21 protein-coding genes and 3 pseudogenes are annotated in these 25,825 nt (G+C 70.3%); 11 read left to right on the top strand and 13 right to left on the bottom strand.

Features of this window, described 5'->3' with window-relative positions; genetic code table 11:
* Positions 1-41: 41 nt before the first annotated feature.
* Positions 42-1,255 (bottom strand): annotated as a pseudogene (locus B1L07_07555) (efflux transporter periplasmic adaptor subunit).
* 567 nt (positions 1,256-1,822) lie between these two features.
* Between B1L07_07555 and B1L07_07550 the strand changes: the two are divergent.
* On the top strand, positions 1,823-2,845 hold the full coding sequence (locus tag B1L07_07550; protein AUZ54971.1) for a LysR family transcriptional regulator: 1,023 nt from the start codon (positions 1,823-1,825) through the stop codon (positions 2,843-2,845).
* Positions 2,846-2,918: 73 nt separating this feature from the next.
* Here B1L07_07550 and B1L07_07545 read toward each other — a convergent pair whose 3' ends face one another.
* Positions 2,919-3,404 (bottom strand): hypothetical protein, encoded by a 486-nt coding sequence (locus tag B1L07_07545; protein ID AUZ54970.1) that lies wholly within the window; start codon positions 3,402-3,404, stop codon positions 2,919-2,921.
* A gap of 276 nt (positions 3,405-3,680) precedes the next feature.
* Here B1L07_07545 and B1L07_07540 point away from each other — a divergent pair, with 276 nt between their 5' ends.
* The 7 genes from B1L07_07540 (at position 3,681) to B1L07_07510 (ending at position 8,157) form a co-directional block, all read left to right on the top strand.
* Complete coding sequence (locus B1L07_07540) at positions 3,681-4,160, top strand: hypothetical protein (GenBank protein ID AUZ54969.1); 480 nt, start codon at positions 3,681-3,683, stop codon at positions 4,158-4,160.
* Between the two features lie 35 nt (positions 4,161-4,195).
* Positions 4,196-4,681, top strand: coding sequence for a hypothetical protein (locus B1L07_07535; GenBank protein AUZ54968.1), 486 nt, complete (start codon positions 4,196-4,198; stop codon positions 4,679-4,681).
* Between the two features lie 207 nt (positions 4,682-4,888).
* On the top strand, positions 4,889-5,119 hold the full coding sequence (locus B1L07_07530; GenBank protein ID AUZ54967.1) for a hypothetical protein: 231 nt from the start codon (positions 4,889-4,891) through the stop codon (positions 5,117-5,119).
* Between the two features lie 82 nt (positions 5,120-5,201).
* Positions 5,202-6,161, top strand: coding sequence for a hypothetical protein (locus tag B1L07_07525; protein AUZ54966.1), 960 nt, complete (start codon positions 5,202-5,204; stop codon positions 6,159-6,161).
* Positions 6,158-6,862 (top strand): hypothetical protein, encoded by a 705-nt coding sequence (locus tag B1L07_07520; GenBank protein ID AUZ54965.1) that lies wholly within the window; start codon positions 6,158-6,160, stop codon positions 6,860-6,862. Before B1L07_07525 ends, B1L07_07520 begins: the two co-directional genes overlap by 4 nt.
* Positions 6,863-7,082: 220 nt before the next feature.
* A complete protein-coding gene (locus B1L07_07515) occupies positions 7,083-7,709 on the top strand; it encodes a hypothetical protein (protein AUZ54964.1) in 627 nt (208 codons plus the stop codon).
* A gap of 55 nt (positions 7,710-7,764) precedes the next feature.
* Positions 7,765-8,157, top strand: coding sequence for a hypothetical protein (locus B1L07_07510; GenBank protein AUZ54963.1), 393 nt, complete (start codon positions 7,765-7,767; stop codon positions 8,155-8,157).
* A 34-nt stretch (positions 8,158-8,191) separates the two neighbouring features.
* Here B1L07_07510 and B1L07_07505 read toward each other — a convergent pair whose 3' ends face one another.
* The 6 genes and pseudogenes from B1L07_07505 to B1L07_07480 form a co-directional block, all read right to left on the bottom strand.
* Positions 8,192-11,173, bottom strand: coding sequence for a hypothetical protein (locus tag B1L07_07505; protein AUZ54962.1), 2,982 nt, complete (start codon positions 11,171-11,173; stop codon positions 8,192-8,194).
* The gene (locus B1L07_07500; protein ID AUZ56507.1) at positions 11,170-11,667 is read right to left on the bottom strand and encodes a hypothetical protein; all 498 of its coding nucleotides are present in this window, start codon (positions 11,665-11,667) and stop codon (positions 11,170-11,172) included. Before B1L07_07500 ends, B1L07_07505 begins: the two co-directional genes overlap by 4 nt.
* Positions 11,668-12,011: 344 nt before the next feature.
* Positions 12,012-12,623 carry a pyrophosphatase gene (locus B1L07_07495; GenBank protein AUZ54961.1) on the bottom strand — a complete coding sequence of 204 codons (612 nt, stop codon included), beginning with the start codon at positions 12,621-12,623 and terminating at the stop codon, positions 12,012-12,014.
* A 10-nt stretch (positions 12,624-12,633) separates the two neighbouring features.
* Positions 12,634-14,000 (bottom strand): annotated as a pseudogene (locus B1L07_07490) (phosphoesterase).
* Positions 13,997-15,112, bottom strand: coding sequence for a phytase (locus B1L07_07485; protein ID AUZ54960.1), 1,116 nt, complete (start codon positions 15,110-15,112; stop codon positions 13,997-13,999). Before B1L07_07485 ends, B1L07_07490 begins: the two are co-directional and overlap by 4 nt.
* Positions 15,112-17,625 (bottom strand): TonB-dependent receptor, encoded by a 2,514-nt coding sequence (locus B1L07_07480; GenBank protein AUZ56506.1) that lies wholly within the window; start codon positions 17,623-17,625, stop codon positions 15,112-15,114. Before B1L07_07480 ends, B1L07_07485 begins: the two co-directional genes overlap by 1 nt.
* 197 nt (positions 17,626-17,822) lie before the next feature.
* On the opposite strand from B1L07_07480, the gene B1L07_07475 reads away from it, so the two are divergent.
* Complete coding sequence (locus B1L07_07475) at positions 17,823-18,455, top strand: uracil phosphoribosyltransferase (protein ID AUZ54959.1); 633 nt, start codon at positions 17,823-17,825, stop codon at positions 18,453-18,455.
* 81 nt (positions 18,456-18,536) lie between these two features.
* Complete coding sequence (locus B1L07_07470) at positions 18,537-18,839, top strand: starvation-inducible protein (protein ID AUZ54958.1); 303 nt, start codon at positions 18,537-18,539, stop codon at positions 18,837-18,839.
* A gap of 58 nt (positions 18,840-18,897) precedes the next feature.
* Here the strand turns inward: B1L07_07470 and B1L07_07465 are convergent, their stop codons facing one another.
* The 5 genes and pseudogenes from B1L07_07465 to B1L07_07445 form a co-directional block, all read right to left on the bottom strand.
* Positions 18,898-19,734 (bottom strand): hypothetical protein, encoded by an 837-nt coding sequence (locus B1L07_07465; protein AUZ54957.1) that lies wholly within the window; start codon positions 19,732-19,734, stop codon positions 18,898-18,900.
* A 161-nt stretch (positions 19,735-19,895) separates the two neighbouring features.
* Positions 19,896-20,786 carry an MBL fold hydrolase gene (locus B1L07_07460; GenBank protein ID AUZ54956.1) on the bottom strand — a complete coding sequence of 297 codons (891 nt, stop codon included), beginning with the start codon at positions 20,784-20,786 and terminating at the stop codon, positions 19,896-19,898.
* Positions 20,787-20,882: 96 nt separating this feature from the next.
* Positions 20,883-22,148, bottom strand: a complete 1,266-nt coding sequence (gene glyA / locus B1L07_07455) for a serine hydroxymethyltransferase (protein AUZ54955.1) — start codon at positions 22,146-22,148, stop codon at positions 20,883-20,885.
* Between the two features lie 68 nt (positions 22,149-22,216).
* Complete coding sequence (locus B1L07_07450) at positions 22,217-23,008, bottom strand: YggS family pyridoxal phosphate enzyme (GenBank protein AUZ54954.1); 792 nt, start codon at positions 23,006-23,008, stop codon at positions 22,217-22,219.
* Positions 23,005-24,233, bottom strand: a pseudogene (locus B1L07_07445) (benzoate transporter). Before B1L07_07445 ends, B1L07_07450 begins: the two are co-directional and overlap by 4 nt.
* 107 nt (positions 24,234-24,340) lie before the next feature.
* Between B1L07_07445 and B1L07_07440 the strand changes: the two are divergent.
* On the top strand, positions 24,341-25,816 hold the full coding sequence (locus B1L07_07440) for a GntR family transcriptional regulator (GenBank protein ID AUZ54953.1): 1,476 nt from the start codon (positions 24,341-24,343) through the stop codon (positions 25,814-25,816).
* Positions 25,817-25,825: the final 9 nt, after the last annotated feature.

The following is a 25,825-nucleotide window of genomic DNA, read 5'->3' as shown; positions in this document are numbered from 1 at the left end:
AGGCGGCCGGCCGCCGGGCCGGCGTCAGGTTGAAACGGGGGTCAGTTCAGCGCGGTGGCGTCATGGCCCACGCCGGACGCCGGCGTGGGCTGCATCGCCACTGCCCTGGCCTGCACCGGCATGCCTGGCATGAACACCTTCTGCACGCCATCGACGATCACCTTGTCGCCCGGCGCCAGCCCGGCCTCGACGATGCGCAGGCCCTCCGCGCTGCGCCCCAGCTGGACATCGCGGCGCTGCGCCTTGCCCTCCTTGTCGACCACGTACACGTACTTGCGGTCCTGGTCGGTCAGCACCGCCCGGTCGTCGATCAGCATGGCCTCGAACGCACCGCTGCCGAGCAGCCGCACGCGCGCGAACAGGCCCGGGTGAACTGGCGGTCGCGGTTGTCCAGCAGCGCGCGCACGCGGATGGTGCCGGTACTGCGGGTGACCTGGTTGTCGAGGAAATCCACCTTGCCCGCATGCGGGAAGCCCGCCTCGCCGCTCAGCGCCACCTTCACCGGCAGCGCCTGGTCGCGCTCGCTCGGACGCTCGCCACTGCGCGCCATCCGCGCATAGCGCAGGAACGTACCCTCGTCGGCGTCGAAGTACACGTGCACGGTGTCCAGCGACACCAGGGTGGTCAGCACGCTGGCGCTGTCGCCGGCGGTGACCAGGTTGCCTGCGGTGACCATGGCGCGGCCGGCGCGGCCATCGATCGGCGCGCGCACCTTGGTGAACTCCAGGTTGAGGCGCGCCGCGTCCACCGCGGCCTGCGCCGCCTGCACCGCGGCGCCGGCCTGCTCGGCGGCGGCACGGCGCTGCTCGGCGGTCTCCGCGGCGATGGCCTGCTGCTCGGCCAGGCGGCGCGCGCGCTCGGACTCGCTGCGCGCCAATGCGGCCTGGGTGCGGGCGCGGGCGAGCTCGGCGCGGGCGCGGTCGTACTCGGCCTGGTAGCTGCGTGCGTCGATGGTGAACAGCACATCGCCCTTCTTCACTTCCTGGCCTTCGGTGTAGTTGACCCTGTCGATGTAGCCGGACACGCGCGGGCGCAGTTCCACGCTCTGCACCGCTTCCACGCGGCCGCTGAATTCGTCCCACTGGCTGACCTGCCTGACCAGCACCGGCGCCGCGCTGACTTCCGGCGCCGGCGGCGCACCGGCTTGCTGGGCGTGGCTGCCGCTGCACGCGGCGAGAACGGCGATGGCCAGCGCCGTCATGCCCGCCAGGGCAATGCGTCGCGGGGTCCGGGAGGGGCTGGAGATACCTTTCATGTCATGCATCCTGGAGGGGGAAGAGGGGCCGCTGGGTGGCAGGGAACGGGGGCCGTTGCCGGGTGCGCGGGACAGTGTGCGCAGGCGCTGCTGACAGCCGCTGTCAGCAGCCGCCGATGGCGGCGCGGGAAACCCAGGGTGGCGCGTGGCCTGCGCGCACGCAGCCGGTTGCCGCGCATGCCGGCGCTCGTCACCGGCATTTCCACTGTCCCGCTCACGGAAATTTTTCTCCCACTGGCGGGACAAACGCCGCCGCGAAGCATTCGGCCAGGCGCCGACCCAGCGTCCGCGACGGCGCCAGGGACGCCGGCGCGCGCATCCCGCGCAGCGCGGCGAAGTGCTGTGGATTCAAGCCGTTGTCCCGCCAGGCGCGGCGGTCGACCGTGGAAAACGCCGGCAGGCGGCGCGTCGGCTGGAAGGCAGGAAGGTGGCGCAGACGCATGGCTGCAGGTCCGATCTGGGCGGAGGCCGCCAAGTTACGCCCCTAATCCATACTTGATTAGTACGGATTGAAGGGAATAATCGTCCCGTCGCCGGCACAATCCCGCTGCCGAAGGAACCTCTCCCATGGCCAACGATCTCAACGACACGCTGATCTTCGTCAAGGTGGTCGAACAGGGCAGTTTCACCGCCGCCGCACGCCTGCTCGGGCAGCCCAAGACCACGGTCAGCCGCAAGGTGCAGGAACTCGAGGAACGGCTCGGCGCGCGCCTGCTGCACCGGACCACGCGCCGGCTGGGGCTGACCGAGGCCGGCTCGGTCTACTACGAGCACTGCCAACGCATCGCCCGCGAGCTCGAACAGGCCGAGAGCGCGGTCAGCCAGCTGCAGTCCGGGCCTCGCGGCTGGCTGCGCTTCACCGTGCCGTATTCGGTGGGCATCACCTGGATCGCGCCGCTGCTGGGCCAGTTCCAGGCGCAGTACCCGGAAATCCGCGTGGACATGCACCTGGGCAACGAGATGCTGGACCTGATCTCGGGCGAAACCGACCTGGCGCTGCGCATCGGCACCCTGCCCGATTCCAACCTGATCGCGCGCAAGCTCGGCAGCCTGCGCACCCAGGTGTTCGCCAGCCCCGCCTACATCCAGCGCCATGGCGAGCCGCGCCACCCGGACGAGCTGCAGTACCACCGCACGCTGGCGGTGCGCAAACAGCACCAGAGCCAGAACAACCGCTTCGTCTGGTCGCTGGCCGAGGACGGCGGGCAGATGCAGGAGTTCGCGGTCAATCCGCTGATGGTCGCCAACGACGCCTCGGCGCTGAACTCGATGCTGGTGGCCGGCGAAGGGCTGATGCTCAGCAGCGACGTGATGGCCAAGCCCTTCATCGAATCGGGCATGCTGCGCCGCGTGCTGGCCGGCTGGACCGGCCCGGACTACGACTTCAGCGCGGTGTTCGCCGGCGGCGGCATGGTTTCGCCCAAGGTGCGCGCCTTCGTCGATTTCCTGGTGGAGAAGCTCAACCTGGACGCCAACTACATGTTGCTGCAGTGCCCCAACGCCAAGCACCTGGTCGACCGCGAGCCGGCGTACTGCCAGCGCGGACTGGAGCTACCGGAGCTGCGTGTGCTGGAGGCGCTCAGCGCCTGAGCCGCGCACGCGTCGCGGGACGGAAACGGAAACGGCGGCCGATGGCCGCCGTTGTTGCCTGCGCCAATTGGCGTCAGTTGCCACGGCCGTAGGGCCACAGCGGCACCACCTGCACTTCCTTGCAGCCGTCGTAGCGGCTGCAGCTGCCGAAGTAACCGGGGCCGGAGTAGCGCTGGCGCGCATCGCGGTTGTACGGGCTGTTGTAGAAATCCGGGCGGTACAGATGGCCGGCGCCGTGGTAGCGCATCGGCGTCTGCGGCGCCGCGAACGGCTGCGCGGCGGCGCTCGCCACGGCCGCGCCGTCGCCACCGGTCACATAGCCTTCCTGCGGGTCGTAGCGGACCATGCGGTAGTAAATGGTCTCCCCGTCCTGCCGGCGCGTGCGCAGCGCCTGCATCGCGCCGTCGGCGTACACGTACGGGCGGCCGTTCTCGAACACGACCTCGGAAGGATTGACCTGCTCCTCCTCCAGCGGTGGCTGCTGCGCCAGCGCGCTCCCCGCCATGGCCGCCAGCAGCAGCGCTGTCCCTGTCACGATCCTGATCCTGCCTGCGCGCATGTCGTTCCTCCCTGGTGGTTGCGCCGCGCCACTGCGGTGTGGGCGGGCCGGGCCAAGTATAGGCAGCGCGGGCGGCAGCCACACCCGCCCGAACACGGAAAGCCGACGCCGTTCGCCGCGCGGCCGTGCGCCCGTTCCCGACCCGCGCAGGCCCCAGCCAACCCGGCGAAGCCCCCCGGCGGCCAGCGCGAAATAAATGACGCAAACGGCGCCGGTTCCGTGATTGCTCCCGTATGGGCGATGCATCCGCCCCTTTCCCCCGAACCGGAGTCCAGCGTGAACCACGATCCCTATGCCGCCCCCGCCGCCCCCATCGCCGTCGCCGTCGCCAGCACCAGCGCCGTCGACATCGACACACTGCAAGTATCCGAGCGCTGGAAGCGCTATTTCGCAGGCATCCAGAGGTGGGGAGGGCTGCAGCTTCCCGCCTTCAAGGCGCTGCCGCGGAGCGTGGAAAAACGCCGGGCCGCGATGAAGGACATCCAGCCGCCGGCGGCCAGCATGGTGCTGGCCTTCGTGTTCGGCTTCTTCTACTACCTGGCCAAGGGCATGTGGAAGAAAGGGCTGGTGCTGCTGGCCATCCTCATCCCGTCGATCCTCGTGCTCAGCATCGTGCTGTACATGATCGGCGGCGAGGCCATCGCCAGCATGGTCAACTTCCTCGGCAGCGCGGTCTTCTGCTACATGGCGCCGCGCGACTACTACGCCTTCATGGTCGACGGCGACAGGGGCTGGCTGCCGTCGCGTCCGTTCTGACCGTCCGGGCGCTCACCATGACAGCATCCTTCCCCATGCCTCCGGACCACGCAGCCAGCTCCCTGCCTGCTGTCGCGCCGTACCCCGGCTTCGTCAGGTGGTGGCTGGGCATCGACCTGGCGCTGTGCGTCGTCGTCGGCCTGGCCGCCCTCATCGGCACCGCCAACCTGCTGCGGGGCGAGATCGGCGACTACGACCGCACCCACGCAATCGCCGAAACCCTGATCCAGTACGGTACCGCGACCTTCGGCATCCTCGGCGACGTCCTGCTGCTGCGGCGCCGTCGCGCCGGCTGCTGGCTGGCCTGCGTGGCGCTGGCGTTCGTCGGCGCCAGCATGGCGCTGGTGCTCCATGCGATGCAGCTGCGCATGGCGGCCATGGATCCGGACGAAGCAGCGGCGTTCGCCGTCGGCGTGGTCCTGATCCTGTGCTGCCGTGGCGCCATACACCTGGTCTACGCGTACGTGCTGCGCCGTGCCTGGCGTTCGCTCTCCGCGGCCGTCCGGCCGGCAACGCCATGACGCGCCCCGGTCCGGCACGACACCTGTCGCCAGCGGTCCGGAACGCCCGGCGGCTCCTGCGTCGGCGCAGGCCCCCACCGCGACCGCCGGCGGCGAACGCAAGCTGCCGACAGCCGAGCTGCATCCGCCACTGGACACCCCTGCCCGCGCCCGCGGCAGCATACCGCGCTGCGCGCCCCACCCCATCCCGAACCCACTGGAGTCACCATGACCGATACCTCGCAGGGCAGCCAGTCGAAGCCTGTCGTCCTCCTTTCGAGCCTGTTCCTCGTACTGCTGTGCGCCGGCTCGCTGTACATCCTGTTCAGCGGCCCGAACCCCCGCAGTAGTTTCGCCTTGTTCCGCAGCGGACTTTTCACCTACCCCATCGGCCTGGCGGGCGCGCTGCTGTTCGGCCGCATCGCCTGGCTGGGCTTCAAGCGGCTGCGCACCCTGTGACGCCGGCGGTGATGCCCATGGCGCCGGTTCCGGCTCCTCCCGCCTGCGGCCGATGCCGCCGCCCTGCCCGTCCCCGCCGCGCATGAAGCTCCACCTCGCCAGGGAGTGGCCCGCCATCGCCGCTCCTTTCGCCGTGCTGCATACCGCGGTGCTGGACGATGGCACGCTGATCGCCCTGGTCGAAAGCCGTACCTGCGGCTACAACCTGCTGCAGCTGCATCCCGATTCGCCACGGATACACCTGCGCCCATTGCCGCATGTGCGTCCCGACGACCGCGAAGACAGGCCGGTGCTGCTCACCCGCGGCATGGCCTGGGCGCTGCTGGACGGCCGCGACGACCTGCACCTGCATGCCGACCCGGAAGCCGAAGCCCTGCACGTGCGCATCGCCGACCCGCATCAGGTCTACCCGCCGCATGCGCGCAAGCACGCGGCCTCGGTTGCCGCCACTGCCGGGTCCCCTGCGTTCGTCTGCGTGGAACGGGCGCCGGCCTACCTGGGACAGGCGCGGCATTTCGCCGAACTGCGATGGCGCGTGGACGAACGAAGCGCGCAGTGGCGCGGCCTGGCCTCCCTCCAGCCCAGCGCCGATTGCCCGGCCTCGGCGCAGGGCCTGTCTCCACGGGTGGGGCACCTGGCGTCGGCGGCCGATGGCGGCCTGTACGCCTTCGTCCCCGGCAGCCAGAGCGTGGCCGCCGAGAAGTGGGGCATGGACTACTGGGCGCTGGCGCGGATCGACCGCGCCGGCCGGGTCGAGCGCGTCCTGATGCGCGGCGGCGACACGGGCGACGGCAGAAAACGCGGCGTCCGCGCGGCCTTCATGGCGTGCGCCGGGTACCTGCTGCTGAGCCCGATGTTCGCCGGCGACGAGTGGAGGGGCCGCCAGCGGCTGTTCTCGATTTCCGACGGGACGCTGGAGGAGGTGGCCATGCCGCGTGGCAGGTCCGCCTATCGGCTGCTGCAGCACCGTCAATCCCGCTTCTGGATCTGCCGCCAGGACGCCGGTCGGCTTTCCCTTGCCCTGTGCCGGGGTGAACCATGAGCGCGCCGGCACCGCGCCTGCTCCGGTTCGCCGAGTTCGAGGATGAACTGAGCGAGGGATCACCGCTCAGGCTCGCCGCAGGCCGCAGCAGGACGCTGCGCGACAGGAAATTCTTCGTCTACCGGGGCGACAGGAAGGCAAGGAAGCTGCTGCTCGATCTCGACTTCTTCCCGCGCGTCGGCTGGGACCGGTCGATGTGGGCCTACCCGGTGATACTGGGGAACATCGTGGCCGACGAGCTCTATTTCCATGGATGCGTCGAGGGCGACGTGAGCGCAAGGAACCTCTACTGCGAACGGTTCGCCCGGTTGCCCGTCGCCGTCGGCTGCGCGGGAACGCTCGATGTCGGCGAGCTCTGCTGCGTCAATGGCACGGCGCTGGTCGCGGGCAGGCGGGCCATCGCGCACACGGCCATGCTGATGGGCCACGCACGGCTGACCGCACCGCAGCGGGAGATCGCCCACGCCTTCGCCTTTCCGTCAGCGGGCCGCAACCACGACTGGTCGAACCATACCCGCGAGCAGATCCGGCAGCACTTCCGCGACCGGGTCATCGACGATATCGATCGCCTGGACCGATACTTCGGCGTCGACCTGGAGGCGATGATCCCGATGCGGCCCTCGTTCGACATGGACGGCTGCTTCCGTTGGATACGCGGCGATCCCGGCAACGTCCCTCCAACCGCTCCAACGACGCCATGACGCGGCCTGTCCCGCCCTGCGCCGCCGACACGGCTGGCGCCATGCCCCGCGGCCATCCGGCCAATCCGGGCCTGGCCTCCCGGGTACGCTTCGACTTCGAACGCCCTCAGCAAGCCGGGCCGGGATCGAGCGGTGGTCGGAGGACATCGATCTGGTCGAGCTGCTGCACGATGCGCTCGCCGCCACCGGTTGCGTCGCCCGGCGCCAGGGCGACTGGCTCGTGGCGGACAACGCACTGTGGCTGCGGCCCGGGTTCGTGGAGCACGTGCATGGCGAGGATGCCCTGCTCACCACCACGGTGGACATCGCCCATCCGGCCTTGCTGTCCCGGCCCTGCTTCGAGTATCAGCATGCCCGCAGCGAGGATTCGGCCGGCGATGCGCTGCGCGACGGCTTCGCGCAATGGGCGCGCACCGACTGGAACGTGTTCGTCGACCTGGCCGGTCCCGGCCCGGGCCATTGCCCCTGGATGGACATCACCTTTCCCGGCACGGCGCAGAACCCCGGCGTGGCCGTACGCCGCGTGCGGCTCGGCGCCGTCACCCGCGTCATGGCCAGCGGAACCTGCGGGAATGGTCCGCAGGCGCATCCGGCATGCGACGGCTGCCTGTTCACCGCGGCCATGAACACATTCGCGCCGCAGCTACATGGCACCGGCACGTTCGGCGTGCGGCTCCATGCCGCCCGCGACGTGGACGGCGGCCCCATGGCCGACCGCCGGGTCAACGGCGAGGACTGGCCGGCGGGCGTGGAGGCATTGCGCGCCCACGTACGCGATTGGCCCGGCGCGGGGTTCGAATCACGCCGGCAGTACGTCCTGATCGGTCCTGCACCCGCGCGTGGCTGAGGACGGGCGTCACTGGCCGCCGCACCCAGGGCCCGGGTCGCGGCAACCCGCCGCGATGCGGTGGATCGCGGCATGCACGCGCTCGATCCTTGATCAGGAACTGCTTGCCGCGGACCGTTTGGCGGGACTCGATCTGGACGCGATCCTGGACAGCCGCGAGTCGGCGTCCTTCGACGATGCGTGGGTCACCAGCTGGCATACGATCGAACACGCCTGGTCGGCGCGCAGCATGGCACCGGAGGGAAGGCGCGCGGTAAGGGTGCTGCGCAGAGTGGCCTTCCTGGCGACCTCCCGCGCCACCTGCCAGCACGAGGTAGCCGGTTGCGTCAGCGACGATTTCGAACTGCTGGGCAAGGCCGCGCTGCTCGGGATAGACACCCCGTTCCTGGCCGGGCTGTGGGCCGCCTACGCGTCCGGCACGATCCCGGGGCGTCCAGCGCAGGCCTGATGCCCGCCTCGCGCGGGTGCGCCGTGTGGTGTTGCTACGCGCCGCCCTGCGCTGGCGCGCGCAGGACAGCCACAGCCTGCCGCCGGGCGTGCGGCGAGGCGATGGCCGAGTGGCGCAGCCACCGGGCGCTGCCGGCCAGCAGCGCCTCGCTGTCGGCCGTGGCCTTGCCCTGCTGGCGCAGGCACAGGCCGAGCACCAGCTTGCTGTGCGCATCGCGCCAACGCGCGTGCGGCGGCAGCCGCGGCTGCCGGCCGGCCGCGGCGATCTGCGCGCGGATGGCCGTGGCGCCGGCTACATCGCAGCGGCCATCGGCGGTGTCGAACTGCGCCAACAGATAGCGCGCGAAGATCACGCTGTCGGCCGTGGCTGCCGGGTCCAGCCGCCCCAGTCCTTCCAGTGCCGCATGCGCGTGGCCGCGCGCGGCAGCCAGATCGCCGAGGTCGCGTTCGTCCTCGGCCAGCCCGATCCGAAGCAGCTGCGCATCGATGCCGGCGCCGTCGCCGTTGTCCTGCAGTACATGCAGCGCCTGGCGGTGCCGCGCACGCGCGCGCGCCGCGTCGCCTTGGTACAGGTGCGCGTTGCCCATCAGCTCCAGCGCGTCGGCGGTCTGCCCGGAGCCGATCCGCCCGAGGGCGGCCAGCACGTCGGCCGCGATCCGCCCGGCGGCGGCGTACTCCCCATTGGCCAGGCGCAGGCGCGCCAGGTTCTGCGTCGTCACGATGGTGCGGTAGCCGTCCTCGCCATCGTGCGCGGCGGCATAGCGGCGCACCTGTTCGCCGTGGGCGATGGCCGCATCGATGTCGCCCTGCGCGAATTTCGACGCGGCCAGGGCGATCCGCGCGCCCGCCGTGGTCTCGGCATCCTCGCCGAACTGCGCGCGCGAAAGCGCCAGGACCCGCACGAGGATCGCATCCGCCTCGGCGTAGGCCGATTCGCGCACCAGGGCGCGCGCCAGCCAGCTGGAGCTCAGCAACGTACGCGGGTGCGTCTGGCCGTAGATGCCATGGCTGGAGGCCACCACCCCGCGCAGCAGCGCCACCGCCTCGTCGTTGTGGCCGGCGCTGCCCAGCAGGTTGGCCAGTTCCTCGCGCAGCAGATCGATCTCGGCCACCGACCCGGTCCCGGCGCGCTCGCGCAGCGCGATCGCCTCGCGCAGGCGCGCGATCGCCTCGTTGCGCCTGCCGCGTGCTTCGTCCAGGCCCGCGTACTGGTGCAGCGCCTCGGCGAGATCGGCCTGGGCGGGTGCGCCCAGCCCGCGCAGGACCTCCACCGCGCGGCGGAAATGGGCCTCGGACGCGTCCAGGCGCCCCACCCGCTTCTGCAGCGCCGCCAACTGGTAGGTGGCGATGGCGGACTGCCGCATCGCCCCCGGCGATGCGCCCGGGTCGACGGCGACGATGTCCTCCAGCAGGGCGATCACGCCGTCATACGGACCGTCGCCATGGCCCGCCGCCACGGCCAGCGCGCTCGCCAGCGCGACGGCGGGCTCCGAGCGGGTGCCCAGTTGTCCCGCCGCTCCGGCATGCGCCTTCTCCAGCAGTGCTCTCGCCTTGTCGTACTCGCCCAGGCCGATGTAGGTCCGTCCCAGTGCTTCGAACAGCCGCGCCTGCATCGCCGGCTGCCCGGCAAGCCCGCTTCCGGCCTGGCGCACGCCGGCGTCGACCAGGTCCAGCGCGGTCGGCGTGCGGCCCAGCGTGACTTCGGGGTTGGCCGACTCGAACACGCTGATCAGGAAGTCGCGCACCGCATTGGCGGTAAGCGCCTGCGCGGTGGCGCGCGCCGCCTCCGCTTCGGCCCGTTGCTGCTGCTGTCGCGCCTCATGCGCCTGCCACAGCGTTCCGGCCATCCCGCCCAGCAGGCTGAGCAGCAGCGCCGCCGCCACGCTGACACCGATGCGATGGCGCTGCAGGTAGCGGCGCATGCGATCGAACGCGGATGGCGCGCGCGCGGCGACCGGGCGCCGTTCGCACGCCGCGGCGATGTCGGCCAGCAGTGCGTCCACCGTGCCGTAGCGCGCGGACGGGGACTTGGACAGCGCCTTGTCCACGATGGCGTCCAGGTCGGACAGCAGCGGCTGCGATGCGCCGCGCACCACTTCCCCGGGCGCGCGCGCCGTGGCGGGCCCGGGCGGTTCGTCGCGCACCCGGGCGACCATCGCGCCCAGCGCCAGCCCCTGCAGCGCCAGTGGCGGGCGCCCGCACAGCAGGAAGTACAGCACCGCGCCAAGCGCGTAGACGTCCGAACGCACGCTGGCGCTGTTGTCGACGATCAGCTCCGGCGCGGCGAATTCCGGCGTCAGCGCTATCTGGGTCGCCGCGGCGTCCGGATCGGCGTCGCCCGCCAGCACCCGGGCGATGCCGAAATCGAGCAGGTGCGCGTTCGCCCCGGCGTCGACGAGGATATTGCCCGGCTTGATGTCACGGTGGACGACCAGGCGCTCATGCGCATAGGCCACGGCCGTGGCGACCTGCCGGAAAAGCGCCAGGCGTGCGTCGAGACCGGGCCGGGCATGGGCGAGCCAGGCATCGAGCGTGCAGCCGTCGATATGCTCGGTGACCAGGTAGGGATGGCCGTCGGCGAGCGTGCCGGCATCGAGCAGGCGCACGATGCCCGGGTGCTGCAGCCCGGCGAGCACGCGCCGCTCGGACTCGATGTTGCGCGCCAGCGCCGGGCGGTCGCCGCGGATGAACTTGATGGCGACCTTCCTGTCGAACAGCCCGTCGGCGCGCTCACCCAGCCAGACCTCGCCCATGCCACCGCGCCCGATCAGGCGCAGAGCCCGCCAGTTGCCCGCGACCTCGCCTTCGTGGCCGATCGGGTCGGACGCGGATTTCGGCACCAGATAATCGGCCGACCGTTCGATGCCGGCCAGCCAGCGACGCAGCGCCGCCGCATCCGCGGCATCGCCGCACGCCACTTCGGCAATGAAGGCGGCGCGTGCGCCTTCCGGCAGGTCCAGCAGGCGATCGAGCAGGGCCTCACGGCGCCGCCAGTCGTCGGGCGTGGATTCGCTCATGCGTCCGGGTGCAGCCGTTCGTACAGCCAGCCGCGCGCCTTCAGCCAGTCGCGCCGCACCGTGCTGCGGTCTATGTCGAGCACCTCGCCGGTTTCTTCTTCGCTCAGGCCGGCGAAATAGCGCAGGTGGACGACCTGGGCCAGCCTCGGCCGCACCTTCTCCAGCCGTTCCAGCGCGTCGCCGAGTTCCAGCAGCCGCGAGGCCTCGGCGAAGTCCGCTTCCAGCAGGTCCTCGCCCAGCGTTTCATGCGCCGCGCCGCCGCCGCGCTTCTGCGCCAGCCGGTCGCGCGCATGGTTGATGACGATGTTGCGCATCGCCCGCGAGGCGATGGCGAGGAAATGGCTGCGGTCGATGCGGTCGAACAGTTCCGGCGAGGAGGCGAACCGAAGGTAGGCCTCGTTGACCAGGGCGGTGGTGGACAGGGTCTCGCCCACCGAGCCACGCCGGCGCCGGTGGCGCGCGATCTGGCGCAGCTCCCCCTGCATGTCGGTCATCAGCCGCGACAGGTCCACGACCCGGTCCCCGATCAGGCTTTGCAGCCGCTGGCCGACCTCCTCCTCGTATTCGATGTCTTCCCTGGATTCCATGCGCCAGTCGCGTCTTGCCGCCATCGCGCCAAGCGTAACAGCATCCAGGGTGGAGCCTGCCGTCCAGCGCGGTTGCGTACTGCCCGCGCGGCCACGGGTGCGGCGGCCATGCCCGTGGTGCGTGCGTCCCCCCTGGCCCATCACTGCCGGCAACGATCCGCGGCCTGCGGCCCGCCTTGTCCGGCACAGCGGCCACGCCAGCCAGCATGGGCGGCGACGGCGGACGGGCCGGCCAGCCGCGCATGCGGCGTCTATCTGCCGTAACGCTGCATCGCCTCGCTGATCAGCGCCCGGGCTTCGGCCGCGTTGCCCCAGCCGTTGAGCTGCACCGGGTTGCGGCCCTGCGGCAGGTCCTTGTAGACGCGGAAGAAGGCCTCGATCCGCTGCCGCTCGATTTCCGGCAGGTCGGCCAGGTCGCGGATGCGCGCATAGGTCGGGTCGACCTTGTCGGTCGGCACCCCGATCACCTTCTCGTCGTGCTCGCCGTCGTCGATCATCTTCAGGTAGCCGATCGGGCGGAAGCGCACGATCACCCCGGGGTGCAGCGGCTCGCGGGTCAGCACCAGCGCATCCAGCGGATCGTTGTCGCCGGCCAGCGTGCGCGGCATCGAGCCGTAGTTGGCCGGATAGGCCACCGGCATCGACTGGAAGCGGTCCACGTGCACCAGGCCGTCCTCCTTGATCTCGTACTTGGTGAAGCTGCCGGCCGGGATCTCCACCGCCAGGTTGGCCTCCTGCGGGGCCTGCGCCGGCTGTGCGGCCAGGAACGGATGCAGCACGGCATCGGTGGCGGCCGCTGCGCTGGCCAGCAGCAGGGACGCGCCGATGGCGGCCAGCGGAACGATGCGGCGGTGTCTGGTCATCGGTGCGTCCTCATTCCCAGCAGCGGTCGGCGCGGCCCTTGGCGGTCTGCGCGCGCGGGCAGTCGCGGGGGCGATGCGCCCTTCGACAAGCTCCCGGAGTTCCTTGCGCCCCTCGGCATCGCGGCGCAGCTCGAAAGCGTCGTACAGGCGCCCGGTCACGGTGCGCGCTTCGTAGCGGAGGCGCCGGGGGTCGATGTCCAGCACCTGGAACAGCTGGGTGTCCTCGGCCACCGGGGCCATGGTCCTGCGCGCTTCGTCGGAGAGCCGGTACTGCTTCGGCCCGGTCACGGACACCACGTACTGCGGCGTTGCCGCCTGCCCTTCGCCACGGCGGCCATAGGTGTGGTCATGGCCCTGCAGCACCAGGTCCACCTTGTGGCGATGCACCACCGGCAACAGCACCTCGCGAAGCGCGGTGTTCTCGCGCCCCTCGCGCGGCGAGTAGAACGGCTGGTGCAGCAGCACGATGGTCCACGGCTGCGGGTTGTCGGCCAGCACCTGGTCCAGCCACTGCGCCTGCGCCGTGGCCGTGCCCATGTCCAGCGCCGAGGTGCCGTCGAGCACCGCCACGCGCACGCCCTGTGCATCGAACCAGTAGCTGGTCTGCCGTGCGGCGGTGGCGCCATTGCCCGGCAGCGCGAAGGTCACTGGCCAGTGCCGGCCCAGCACGCGCCGCTCCTGCGGGGTGTCCTCGAATTCCTCGAAGTACTCATGGTTGCCGATCGCCGGGGCCACCAGCGTTTCCTGCGCCAACCAGCCGGTGGCGGCAAACCACTCGCCCCATTCGCTGTCGTCCATGTTGTCGCCGCCGCTGACCAGATCACCGGCGAACAGGCTCATGCGCGCCTGCGGCGCAGCCTTCTGCGCGGCACGCACCACGCGGCTGACATGGCTGACGTTCTTGTTCTGGGTATCACCGAAGTACAGCAGGGTCAGCGGCTGGTCGGCGCCGGCCAGCGTGCGCAGCTGGTTCCAGGCGCTCCAGCTGCCATTGCCCTGCACGCGGTAGACGTACAGGGTGTCCGGCTGCAGGCCACCGATGTCGGCACGATGGTGGTGCGACAGCCCGCTCTCGGTCTGCAGTGCGCGCGTCGTCGCACGCACCTGGCGGATGCCCTCGATGGCCGGCGAATCTGCGGCCAGCGCGATCTCCAGCAGTGGTGCCTGCACGCTGCCATCGGTACGCCAGGCCACGGCAAAACCGTGACTGGGATCCGCCGAGGGCGAGGCGACGATACGGTCCGGCACCGATGTCGCTGCATAGTGGCGGCTACCCTCCGGCACCTGGGTATTCGGTTCGGCCGCCGCGAACGACAGCGACGGCAGCGCCAGCAGAAGGCCCAGCGCCAACGTACGCATCACACACTGCCCGCTCATGCGCCACATTCCAGCGGCAGCGCGAGCTGCCTGGCGATGCTCTCCCAGTCGAAGGCCACCACGCCCTGGTCGTCATGCACCGCATACAACGCACCGTGCGGGAAGCGCGCGCTGGGCTGCTGCATCATCCAGATGCCATCGGTGTTGGCCACGGTGTTGCCCTGGAACGCGCCGACCGGCTTCAGCGTGTGCCGGTCGAACAGGTGGAACACGCTGCGTTGCCTGCCCTGCTCGGTGGTGATCCACCAGCCGTCCTTGCCGCAGGTGCGTAGGGTCACGCCTTCGGCCTGGGCCTTGAACACGTCGCGGCCGAAGGTGGTGCCGGTGAAGCGTCCGGCCAGGGTGTAGACCTTGAACTCGCTGGCGTAGCTCTCGTCCTCTTCGGCAATCAGCAGGCGGTCGTTCCCGGGATCGCCCCAGATCGACTCGACCACGCGCAGCGCTCCCGCCTCGGTGGTATCGCCGATACTGGCCACCAGCTTCGCGTCGACCTTCTCACCATTGCGGGTCACCTGATACTGGCGCACGCGCTTGTCCAGCTCAGCCAGCGGCGGCAGGATGTCACGCCCCTGCGCATCCTCGCCGTTGTCCCAGGAGTCGGTGACGTAGACGCTGTAGCCATCGGCGCGGCGGTCCACCCACAGCCCGTACGGCTTGCGCAGGTCGTCCGCAGCGAACGTCGCCAGCGGCGTGAAGTCCGGCAGGCCCAGCACCTGCACGCGGTGATTGTCGCGCTCCACGATCCACAGCAGGTCGTCGGTCACCGCGATGCCGTTTGGGCGGTCGAACTGCCCCGGTGCGGTGCCGCTGCTGCCGACGTCACGCAGGTGCTGCCCGGTGCTGCCGTCGTAGACCACCAGCTTGTCGGTGGCCTTGGCGGTAGCGATCAGCCACAGCCGGCCATCCGGCGCGCGCCAGGCCGCGGGCGAATCGATGTTGTCGGCCGGCGTCAACGGCGTGACGAAGGCCTCGACGATGGTCGCGACCGCGCGCGGGATGTCGCCTTCCACGGCAGTCGAGGCCGGGGCCGTGGCGGCGCCGGGAGCGGAGGTGCAGCCCGCCGCCACGAGCGCGGCCAGCGCCGCGGCCAGCGGCATCCTGAATCGCGCCATCACAGTGCCACCTTCAGGCCCAGCGCATAGGTGCGGCCGTACTCTTCCATCTGCAGGGTGCGCGAACGGGTGCCTTGGTACAGCTCAAGCGGCTTGTCCAGCAGGTTCTGCGCTTCGAAATACATGCTCACCCGCGGGCTGAACCGGTAGTCCAGCGAGAAGTCGAGCTGGGTATGCGGCGCCACGTAGATATCGAAGGCACCGCCCTTGCCGATGCTGTCCAGGTATTGGCTGCGGTACACCGCCGCCAGGCGCGTGCTTACACCGTATTTTTCATAGCCGATGTGCGCGCTGTAGACATGCTTGGAGGCGCGCGGCAGGGTGAAGTCCTCGCCCTCCCGATCCTTGATGCCGGCATCGAATTTGGTGTCCAGCCAGGTGCCACTGGCACCGACCAGCAGGCCATCCAGGCCTGCCGGCAGGAACGCCAGTTGCTGCTGCCAGTTGAACTCAGCGCCCCGCAAGGTGGCTTTGTCGCCGTTGATCGGCTGGGTCACGTCGAAGCCGCCATGGGCCGGATCGTTGCTGCGCACGGTTTCCACGATGTAGCCATCGATCGACTTGTGGAACAGGCCGAGCGAAACGATGCCGGTGCTGCCGATGTATTTCTCCACCGACAGGTCGATGTTGTTCGACTCGTACGGATCCAGTTCCGGGTTGCCCAGGCGCACTTCCTCGTCGCCGCGGCTGTAACCCACGCGCGGGGAAATGTCGCCGAAGGACGGGCGCGAGACGGTCTTGTTGGCCGAGGCGCGCAGCACCCAGTCATCGGCCGCGTCGTAGCGCAGGTGCAGGCCCGGCAGCACGTTGGTGTAGCTGCTGCTGGCCACGCGCGGGGTGACGGTGAAGCTGCGGCCGTTGGCCGCCACGTCGACCTGGTTGCCGACCGCCCTGAAGCGGGTGTTCTCCACGCGCACGCCGCCGATGATGCGCAGCGCGCCCATGTCCCAGGTACCCATGGCGTAGCTGGCGAAGATGTCCTCGCTGGCCACGTAGTCCTCTTCCAGCGAGGTCATCGCGTTGTCGCCCACATCCTGCGGGCGGGCGCCGTACTGGCCGCCGTTGGCCGCCCAGTAGTCGCGCATCGCATCCGAATCCATGCCATCGCCCATGTTGCCGTGGCGGTGGTCGGGCGAGCCGGTGGTCCAGTCCGACAGCGCCACCTTTGGGCCGACGCGCAGCTCGCGCTCATCGACATTCACATCGCGGTCGCGCCAGCGGCCCAGCAGGCCGAACTTGATGCTGCTGCCGTCGCCGTCGAAGCGCACATTCACCTGCGCGCTGTGTTCCTTGTCGTTGACCTGCTTGGGCGAGATCACGAAACGATCGAAGGCGTAGTTGCCGTTGTCCAGCCACTGCGGGTTGTCGAAGCTGTAGGACGGCAGGCGGCCGCGCTGGTCCAGCGTGCCGTTGAAATCCTCGCCATCCAGCTTGAAACGCGCCTCCATTTCATCGTTCACCCGCTCTTCGGTACGGGTATAGCCGACCTTGTAATCGACCACCGCGTTGGTCAACCGGTTCTCGCCACCCAGGCTGGCTGCGAAGGTGTTCTCCTTCTTGGTGCGGTAGCGCATGCGCTTGTCGATGGCATCGCCCGGCATGTCGTCCAGGCGGTACTGGTCGGCACCGGTGCTGACCATGTCCGCGTCGTCGAAGTTGAAGATCACGCGCTGCCGGGTCTCGGCATCGTCGAACTGGCTGTACAGCGTGCGCAGGTAGTACCTGTTGTCCTCGTCCGGGCGCCAGTCGAGGTTGAGGTTGGCACCGATGCGCTTGCGCTCGATCTCGTACTTGCGGTGCTGCAGGTTGATCGCAGTCACGTCACCGGGGGCGGCATCGTCCTCGCCGTCGTACTCCACTTCGGTGTTGTCCGACTCGAACTTCCGCTTCTGGTAGTTCACGCCCAGTGCCACGCCGAAGGTATCGTTGAACACCTCGCTGTAGTTGAAGGCGGCCTTGGGACTGGTCTGGCCGGACAGCTGCTGGTGGCTGCCCTCGATCTTGCCGCGCAGGCTGCGACCGTCACGGTCGAAGGCCGACGCCGATTCCACCAGCACGGCGCCACCGATGGCATCACCGGGCATGTCCGGGGTCGGCGACTTGACCACGCGCAGGCGCTCGGTGGAGTCGGAGGGAATCACGTCCAGCGGCGCCGCGCGGCTGGAATCTTCCGGGGTACCCACGGCGATGCCATCCACGCTGACGCTGTTGAGGTTGGCATCCAGGCCACGGATGACCACGAACCGGCCCTCGCCCTGGTCGCGGGTCACGCTGACGCCGGGCAGGCGCTGCAGCGATTCGGCCACGTTCTTGTCCGGGTACTGGCCCAGGGCATCGGAGGACACCGCATCCTCGATGGCATCGCTGCTGCGCTTGAGATCGACCGCGCGGACCTGCGATTCGAGCTGGGCGCGCACTTCGACGCGGTCCAGGTCGATCGCGTCGGCCGTCGCGGTGCCGGCAGCGGTGAGCGCCGGCTGTGCGGCCGCCTGCCGGGGTGCCGTCGCGCCCATCGCCAGGGTCAGGGTGATGGCAACGGCCAACGGAGTCTTGATATGCACTGGTAAGCCCCATTCCTGTTAAGAATGGGTCTGCACGGTATGTCCGTAAGGTTGCATGGCCGTGACACGCGTGCGGTTTCGCCGGCCCGGCTTGGGGTTCGGCCCGGCGATCCGGCAGAATGATGGCCTCCCTCTTTGCACGCCCGACCATGAAGATCGTCGAAGTACGCCACCCGCTGGTGCAGCACAAGATCGGCCTGATGCGCCAGGCCTCGCTCAGCACCAAGGAGTTCCGCGAGTTGACCGACGAGCTGGGCAGCCTGCTCGCCTACGAGGCCACCGCCGACCTGGAAACCGAGCCCTGCACGATGGACGGCTGGGCCGGCCCGGTCACGGTGCAGCGCATCGCCGGCGCCAAGATCACCCTGGTGCCGATCCTGCGCGCCGGGCTGGGCATGCTCAACGGCGTGCTGTCGCTGATCCCGGCCGCGCGCGTCAGCGTGGTCGGCCTGCAGCGCGACGAGGAAACCCTGCAGCCGGTGCCCTACTTCGAGCGCCTCACCGGGCGCCTGGAGGAACGCGACGCGCTGATCCTGGACCCGATGCTGGCCACCGGCGGCACTCTCATCGCCACCATCGACATGCTCAAGCGCGCCGGCGCCCGCCGCATCAAGGGCATTTTCCTGGTGGCCGCGCCCGAAGGCCTGCGCGCGGTCGAAGCGGCCCACCCGGACGTGGAGATCTACACCGCGGCCATCGACGAGCGGCTCAACGACAAGGGCTACATCCTGCCCGGCCTGGGCGATGCCGGCGACCGCATTTTCGGCACCCGCGTGCATTAAAAAAACTACATCGCGGCTTCACGGTGGCTTGCTCCCCGGCGGGCGGATGCTTGCGCCCGTCACCCACCCCGGAGCCGCGCCATGTACCGTCCCGCCCTGCTTGCCTGCCTGCTGTTGGCCACCGCCGTGCCGTTCGTGGCCGGCGCCGGCACGCCTACCCCGCAACAACAGCGCATGGCCGAATGCGCGGCCAAGAACAAGGGCCTCAAGGGCGATGCCTACAAGGATGCCCAGCGCACTTGCCTCAGCGGCCATCCCGCCGCCGCCACGGCGGCGGTGACCCCGCAGCAGCGCATGACCCGGTGCAATGCCGATGCCTCGGCCAAACACCTGAGCGGGGATGCCCGCAAGACCTTCATGAGCGACTGCCTGCGCAGCCACTGACGACGGATGGGGGTCGGCGGATCGTCGCCCGTCGTCGACGCCCCGGCAGCGGCGCGCGTCAGCGACGTACCCGCTGTTCGCCCGCCGCGGCCGGCGCCTCGAGCAGTTGCCGCGCCCGCGGGTCGTCCAGCAGCTCGGCCTGCAGGAAGGCGGTGCCCAGCTGCCGGGCGCGTTCGAACAGCGCTTCCGGCTCGCCGCCGATGAGGTTGTGCCCGCCGCCGGCCAGCACCACCGCCTGCCTGTCGCCGGCCGGCGCGGTCTGCACCGGGTACAGGTGGTCGGCCGGGTCGGTGACGAAACCCGGCACGAGGTCCTCGTCACCGGTTACCAGCAGCAGCGGAACCGCCAGCGTCGCATAGGCATCGGGCCCGATCAGCCCCGGGATCCGGCCCGGCGAGGAGTAGCCCAGCACCGCCACCACTCCGGGATCGCGCAGCGGCCCGAGCCCGGCCAGGGCCCCGCCCTGCACCGCCGAGATCAGCGTGCCAAGACTGTGCCCGGCCGCCGCCACCGGCAGGCCCGGCCAACGCGCACGCGCATAGGCGCTGGTCGCGCGCATGTCGGCCAGGCGCTCGCCGAAGCCCTGCTGCAGCGAGAACTTCTCCCGTTCCGGATACCGGACCGAATCCACGTGCAGCGGCGCCAGCACCACGAAGCCGGCATCGGCCCAGGTCTGCAGCAGGCGCTCGTAGCGCTCCGGCCAGGCGCCATGCCCGCTGGAGAACAACACCACGCCGCGCGCCTGCGCCGGTTCCCAGATGGCCAGCGTGGTGGCCCGTCCGGGCGATACCTGCAGCGGCACCTTGGCGCTGGGCGCGGCGAAGGCGTGCTGGGCAAGGGCCAGCGACGCCAGCGCCAGGGCGAACACCCTCCGCAGGAAAGAGCGCCTGTGCATGGCGCACGGCGAGCCCTTTCGGGAAGTTCCGCTCTGGAAAACCGTCGTCTCGTTGTTCTTCATGCCAGATCCCGCGTTGGAAGACGGGACCAGTGTCCGCGATGCGCCCGCGGCCGGCAGGAGCCGGCAGTCACCCGTGCGGGGTGCCGGAAGTCACTTCTTCATGCGGCCAGCGAACGCGCGCGCAGTTCGGCGACTTCGTGGGCGACGCCGAACCGGCCCTTCTCGTCGCGCGTCACCTGCGCCATCGCGCACTGCGGGTCGTGGGTGAAGAACAGGTGCACGTTGCGGGCGAGCTTGTCCTCGAGGAAGGCGCGCTTCTCGTCGATCAGCAGTTCCGCGTTGCGGTCGTAGCCCATGGTGATCGGCACGTGCACCCAGGAGCGGCCCGGGATCAGGTCGGCACAGAACACCAGGCCGCCATGCGGCTGGCCGTCGATGCGCTCGGGGCCGACGATTTCGGCCAGCATCAGCCCCGGCGTATGCCCGTCGCTGAAGCTGAAACGCACCGATTCGCCCAGCGCCCGCGAGTGTTCGCCCGACACGATTTCCAGGCGGCCGCTGGCTTCGAGCAGGCCGGGCAGTTCCGGGATGAAGCTGGCGCGGTCGCGCGGATGCGGGTGGCGGGCGCGCTCCCAGTGCGAAGCACCGACCACGAAGGTCGCGTTGGGGAACAGCAGCTCCGGCCCGCGGCCTTCCGACCACGGCGCCAACAGGCCACCGGCATGGTCGAAATGCAGGTGGCTGAGCACCACCACGTCGATGTCCTCGTGCTCGAAACCGGCCTCGCGCAGCGAATCGATCAGGACATGCCGTGGTTCCTGCACGCCATAGCGTTCACGCAGCTTCGGCTCGAAGAACGCGCCGATGCCGGTTTCGAACAGCACCGTCTTGCCACCCAGCGGGCTGGCCAGCAACGCGCGGCAGGCCAGCTCGATGCGGTTCAGGTCATCGGCCGGCGACCATTTTTCCCACACGGCCTTGGGCGCGTTGCCGAACATCGCGCCACCGTCCAGTTTCTGGCTGTTGCCACGGATCGACCATAGTTTCATATGAAAAATTCTACCGCCGCCGCGTTAAATATTCGCAAGGCGACGCGCGCCCTCGCGCCGCCCCCGGGGGCCGCTTCCCGGGGCCCCGGGGGCGGCTCAGCGATACACCGGGTGCGCCCGGCACAAGGCCACCACCTGCTCGCGGACGCGTGCGCCGACCTGGGCCTGCGTGCCCTCGCCCAGCGCGTCGAGCACGTCGCACAGCCAGCCGGCCAGCTGCGTGCATTCGGCCACGCCGAAGCCGCGCGTGGTCAGCGCCGGGGTGCCGATGCGCAGGCCCGACGTGACCGACGGCGGGCGCGGATCGCCCGGCACCGTGTTCTTGTTGGTGGTGATGCCGGCCGCGTCCAGTGCCGCGTCGGCGTCCTTGCCGGTATAGCGGCGGTCGCGCAGGTCGATCAGCATCAGGTGGTTGTCGGTACCACCGGACACGATCCGGTAACCGCGCTGCTGGATCGCCGCCGCCATCGCCCGCGCGTTGGCCAGTACCTGCCGCTGGTAGGCCCTGAACTCCGGCCGCAGGGCCTCCTTGAAGGCCACTGCCTTGGCCGCGATCACGTGCATCAGCGGGCCGCCCTGCACGCCGGGAAACACCGCCGAGTCGAGCTTGCGATAGAAATCGGCACCCTGCCCATGGGCCAGGATCAGGCCGCCACGCGGGCCGCGCAGGGTCTTGTGCGTGGTGCTGGTGACCACGTGCGCATGCGGCAGCGGGTCCGGATACTCGCCCGCCGCGACCAGCCCGGCCACGTGCGCCATGTCCACCCAGAACAGCGCGCCGACGCGGTCGGCGATGGCCCGCATGCGCCCCCAGTCCTTGTGCCGCGAGTAGGCCGAGAAGCCACCGATCAGCAGCCGCGGCCGCGTCTCCAGCGCGATGCGCTCCATCGCGTCGTAGTCGACCAGCCCGGTCTGCGGATCCACCCCGTACGCCACGATGCGGTAATGCCGGCCGGAGAAGTTGGACGGATTGCCATGGGTCAGGTGCCCGCCCTGCGCCAGGTTCATGCCCATCACCGTATCGCCCGGGCTGGCCAGGGCCAGGAACACCGCGGCGTTGGCCTGCGCCCCGGCGTGTGGCTGTACGTTGGCGTAGTCGCAGCCGAACAGCTGCCGCGCGCGTTCGATCGCCAGGCGCTCGGCCACGTCCACGTTGTCGCAGCCGCTGTAGTAGCGGCGCCCGGGATAGCCCTCGGCATACTTGTTGGTGAACACCGAATCCTGCACCGCGCGCACCCGCGGGCTGGCGTAGTTCTCCGAGGCGATCAGTTCGACATGGTCCTCCTGCCGGCATTCCTCGGCGTGGATGGCCGCGGCCAGTTCGGGATCGAAATCGGCAAGGCGCGACGATGGGTCATGCATGGGGGCAACTCCTGGGCGTGGATCGGGGCCGGGCCGGTGGGCCCGGCGGGGATTGGCAAACGTGTGGCTCACGGGCCGGCGGCCGGCCAGTAATGGTTGTCGGGCGTATCGCGCGCGCCGAAGATGGCCTGGCCGACGCGCACCACGGTGGCGCCTTCCTCGATGGCGATCTCGAAGTCGCCGGACATGCCCATCGACAGCTCGTCCAGGCCGATGCCGTCCGGTGCCTGCGGGCGCAGGCGGTCGCGCAGTTCGCGCAGGCGCACGAAGCAGGCGCGCACCCGCGCCGCGTCCTCGGAGAACAGCGCCAGGGTCATCAGCCCGCGTACGCGCAGATGCGTGAACCGCGGCAATGCGGCGATGAAACCAGCCACGTCGGCCGGCGCCAGCCCGTACTTGCTGTCCTCGCCGGAGGTGTTGACCTGCACGAACACGTCCAGCGGGCGGCCTTCCAGCTGCAGGCGACGGTCCAGGGTCTCGGCCAGGCGCAGGCTGTCCAGCGCCTGGAACTCGCTGGCGAAGCGCGCCACCAGCTTGGCCTTGTTGGTCTGCAGGTGGCCGATCACCGACCAGCGCAGGCCGGCCAGGTCCTGCATCGCCTCCCACTTGTGGTGCGCCTCCTGCACCTTGTTCTCGCCCAGCAGGCGGGAGCCCGCGGCGTAGGCCAGGCGCAGGCTCGCCTCTGGCTTGGTCTTGCTCACCGGCAGCAGCCGCACGCTGGCCGGGTCGCGGCCGGCACGCTGGCAGGCGGCGGCGATGCGCGCCTGCACCGCGGCCAGGTTGCGGCGGACATCATCGACCGTGAGCGCCTGCGGGTAGCGGCCATGGCGGTCGTGCGAAGTCGGAGTGGCCGGGATCATGGACGGGTTGCTCCGGCGTCGGCGACCGATGCCGGGCGCCCGTCCGGCAGCCGGCCGTTGAGCAGCAGGTGCGCCAGCAAGCCGATCACCAGCCCCCAGAATGCGCCGCCGATACCGAACACGGTGATGTTGGCGGCCGCCGCCAGGAAGGTGATCAGCGCCGCCTCGCGGGTGCGCGCATCGGCTACCGCCGTGGCCAGGCTGCCGCCCAGGGTGCCCAGCAGGGCCAGCCCCGCCAGCGTGGTGATGAAGGTCGCCGGCAGCGCCAGGAACACCGCCGCCAAGGTTACCCGAACACACCGACAAGGATGTAGAACACACCGGCCGCGATGCCGGCGATCCAGCGCCGGGACGGATCCTCGTGCGCCTCGGGTCCGGTGCAGATCGCCGCCGTGATCGCGGCGATGTTGAAGGCATGGGAACCGAACGGCGCCATCAGCAGCGAGCCGAGCCCGGTCGCGGTGACGATGGGATCGGCGGGCGTGCGGAAGCCGTCGTTGCGCAGCACCAGCATGCCCGGCATGTACTGCCCGGTCAGGGTGATCAGGAACAGCGGCAGCGCCACGCCCAGCAGCGCATTGACGGTGAACACCGGCATCGTGAACACCGGCGCGGCCAGACGCAGCTCCAGACCATGCAGGTCGATGCGCCCCTGCACCAGCAGCAGGCCCAGCCCCGCCAGCAGGATACCGACCACCGCATAGCGCGCGCTCACCCGCCGGAGCACCACGTAGGCCAGGATCAGCGCCCCGGCCAACAGCGGGTCGACGTCCAGCCCCGCGAACGCCTTGATCCCGAACTGCAGCATGATGCCCGCCAGCAGGCCAGCCGCCACGCCCGGCGGCACCCGCCGGATCACCCGTTCGAACCGCCCGGACAGGCCGAGCACGACGAAACCCGCCGCCGACAGCACGAACGCCCCGACCGCTTCGGCCCACGGCGTGGTCGCCAGCGCGGTGACCAGGAACGCGGCGGCCGGCGTCGACCACGCGGTGATGACCGGCGCACGGTAGCGCCAGCTCAGCAGCAGCCCGGTCAGGCCCACGCCGATGGACACCGACCAGACCCATGAGGCGGTCAGCTGCGGCCCGAGGCCGGCCACCTTGGCCGCCTGGAACACCAGAATGAAGGTGCCGCCGTAATTGACGATGACCGATACCAGCCCGGCCATCACCGGATGCGGCAGGTCGCGCAGGCGCAGCGCGGGAACAGGGACCGATGGCATGGGCGGATGCGGGCTCCAGGCAGTTGACGGGGGCGACCCCGGGGCTGTTTTATAGCCGCGCAATGGACTGATTTACCCATCCACTTTCCACATAGGATACCGGCCAATTGTTCCGCCATGCTCAGCTCGAATCGGTAAAAGCTTGGCTGGTCGACCCGGCGCACGCCGGCCTGCCCCTGCACGCACGCATCCAGCGTGCCCTGCGCCAGCTGATCCTCGAGGGCGCGATCGACGTGGGCCGGCCATTGCCGGCGTCGCGCGCGCTGGCCCACTCGCTCGGGGTTTCCCGCGACACGGTGGAGGCCGCCTATGGCCAGTTGCATGCCGAGGGTTTCATCGAACGCCGCGTGGGCAGCGGCAGCTTCGTGTCAGAGCGCGTGCGGCGGCGGCGCAGCGCGGCGCGCCGGGCCGGCCCGGCACCGCTGGCCGCCGCGCTGAGCCGGCGTGGCGCGGCGTTGTTCCGCGACGGCGGGGTGCGCGATTTCCTTGCCCCGCGCGCGTTCGCGCCGGGCCTGCCCGAGACCCGCCATTTCCCGCTGCAGACCTGGGAGCGGCTGCAACGGCAGGTGCTCAGGCAACACGGCAGCGCCGCCCTGCTGCACAGTCCGCCACAGGGCATGGAAGCGTTGCGCCAGGCCATCGCCGACTACGTCAACCTCGAACGCGGCGCCCGCGCCACGCCCGGGCGCGTGCTGGTGCTGACCAGCTCGCAACAGGCGCTGGCGCTGTGCGCCAGCGTGCTGCTCGACGCCGGCGACCGCATCTTCATCGAGGACCCGGCCTACCATGGCGCGCGGCGCGCATTCGAGGCCGCCGGCCTGGACTGCGTGCCGGTGCCGGTGGACGCCGACGGCATGCGCGTGGAACGGCTGCACGACGCGGCGCCGGCGCGGGCGGTGTTCCTGACCCCCTCGCACCAGTTCCCGACCGGCGCCACGCTGGCGCTGGACCGGCGCCTGGCCGTGATCGAGTGGGCGCAGCGGCACGGCGCCTGGATCATCGAGGACGACTACGACAGCGAGTTCCACTATGCCGGCAAACCCACCGCCTGCGTGCAGGGACTGGACCCGCACGAGCGCACGATCTACATCGGCACCTTCACCAAGTCGCTGTTCCCGGGCCTGCGCATCGGCTACATGCTGCTGCCGCCGGCGCTGGTGGAACCGATGACCGTGGCGCGCACGCTGCTTGACGGGCACAGCGCACCGGTTCCGCAGCTGACCCTGGCGCGCTTCATCGAAGGCGGCCATTTCGGCGCCCACGTGCGCGCCATGCGTCAGCTCTATGGCGAGCGGCGCGACCTGCTGGCGCGGCTGGTACGGCGCCATCTGGGCGGTTACCTGCAGCCACGGGTGCCGGCCGGCGGCATGCAGATGCCGTGCCTGCTCACCCGCGACATCGCCGAGGCCCGCGCCGTGGACGCGGCCCGGCGTGCGGGTATCGACCTGCTGGGGCTGGGCGGGCTTTACGCAGGGGAAGCGGACCAGGCCGGCTTCCTGATGGGTTTCGCCGCGCATGCGCCGGACGAACTGGAAGCGGCGGTACGCGGACTGGCCAGCGTGCTGCGCAACCTCGAGTGCTGAGCCCGCGGT

The organism is Stenotrophomonas acidaminiphila (genome assembly GCA_002951995.1).
In the GTDB taxonomy this organism is placed as follows: domain Bacteria; phylum Pseudomonadota; class Gammaproteobacteria; order Xanthomonadales; family Xanthomonadaceae; genus Stenotrophomonas; species Stenotrophomonas acidaminiphila_A.
This window is presented reverse-complemented; position numbering and strand designations above follow the sequence as displayed.

What these genes read in the sequence shown, in the direction of transcription:
- B1L07_07525 (AUZ54966.1), top strand. Translation starts at nt 5,202, where the DNA reads ATGAAGCTCCACCTCGCCAGGGAGTGGCCCGCCATCGCCGCTCCTTTC.
- B1L07_07500 (AUZ56507.1), bottom strand. Translation starts at nt 11,667, where the DNA reads ATGACCGACATGCAGGGGGAGCTGCGCCAGATCGCGCGCCACCGGCGC.
- B1L07_07520 (AUZ54965.1), top strand. Translation starts at nt 6,158, where the DNA reads ATGAGCGCGCCGGCACCGCGCCTGCTCCGGTTCGCCGAGTTCGAGGAT.
- B1L07_07530 (AUZ54967.1), top strand. Translation starts at nt 4,889, where the DNA reads ATGACCGATACCTCGCAGGGCAGCCAGTCGAAGCCTGTCGTCCTCCTT.
- B1L07_07475 (AUZ54959.1), top strand. Translation starts at nt 17,823, where the DNA reads ATGAAGATCGTCGAAGTACGCCACCCGCTGGTGCAGCACAAGATCGGC.
- B1L07_07535 (AUZ54968.1), top strand. Translation starts at nt 4,196, where the DNA reads ATGCCTCCGGACCACGCAGCCAGCTCCCTGCCTGCTGTCGCGCCGTAC.
- B1L07_07470 (AUZ54958.1), top strand. Translation starts at nt 18,537, where the DNA reads ATGTACCGTCCCGCCCTGCTTGCCTGCCTGCTGTTGGCCACCGCCGTG.
- B1L07_07505 (AUZ54962.1), bottom strand. Translation starts at nt 11,173, where the DNA reads ATGAGCGAATCCACGCCCGACGACTGGCGGCGCCGTGAGGCCCTGCTC.
- glyA (AUZ54955.1), bottom strand. Translation starts at nt 22,148, where the DNA reads ATGCATGACCCATCGTCGCGCCTTGCCGATTTCGATCCCGAACTGGCC.
- B1L07_07510 (AUZ54963.1), top strand. Translation starts at nt 7,765, where the DNA reads ATGCGGTGGATCGCGGCATGCACGCGCTCGATCCTTGATCAGGAACTG.
- B1L07_07485 (AUZ54960.1), bottom strand. Translation starts at nt 15,112, where the DNA reads ATGGCGCGATTCAGGATGCCGCTGGCCGCGGCGCTGGCCGCGCTCGTG.
- B1L07_07550 (AUZ54971.1), top strand. Translation starts at nt 1,823, where the DNA reads ATGGCCAACGATCTCAACGACACGCTGATCTTCGTCAAGGTGGTCGAA.
- B1L07_07495 (AUZ54961.1), bottom strand. Translation starts at nt 12,623, where the DNA reads ATGACCAGACACCGCCGCATCGTTCCGCTGGCCGCCATCGGCGCGTCC.
- B1L07_07465 (AUZ54957.1), bottom strand. Translation starts at nt 19,734, where the DNA reads ATGCACAGGCGCTCTTTCCTGCGGAGGGTGTTCGCCCTGGCGCTGGCG.
- B1L07_07450 (AUZ54954.1), bottom strand. Translation starts at nt 23,008, where the DNA reads ATGATCCCGGCCACTCCGACTTCGCACGACCGCCATGGCCGCTACCCG.
- B1L07_07480 (AUZ56506.1), bottom strand. Translation starts at nt 17,625, where the DNA reads ATGGGCGCGACGGCACCCCGGCAGGCGGCCGCACAGCCGGCGCTCACC.
- B1L07_07545 (AUZ54970.1), bottom strand. Translation starts at nt 3,404, where the DNA reads ATGCGCGCAGGCAGGATCAGGATCGTGACAGGGACAGCGCTGCTGCTG.
- B1L07_07460 (AUZ54956.1), bottom strand. Translation starts at nt 20,786, where the DNA reads ATGAAACTATGGTCGATCCGTGGCAACAGCCAGAAACTGGACGGTGGC.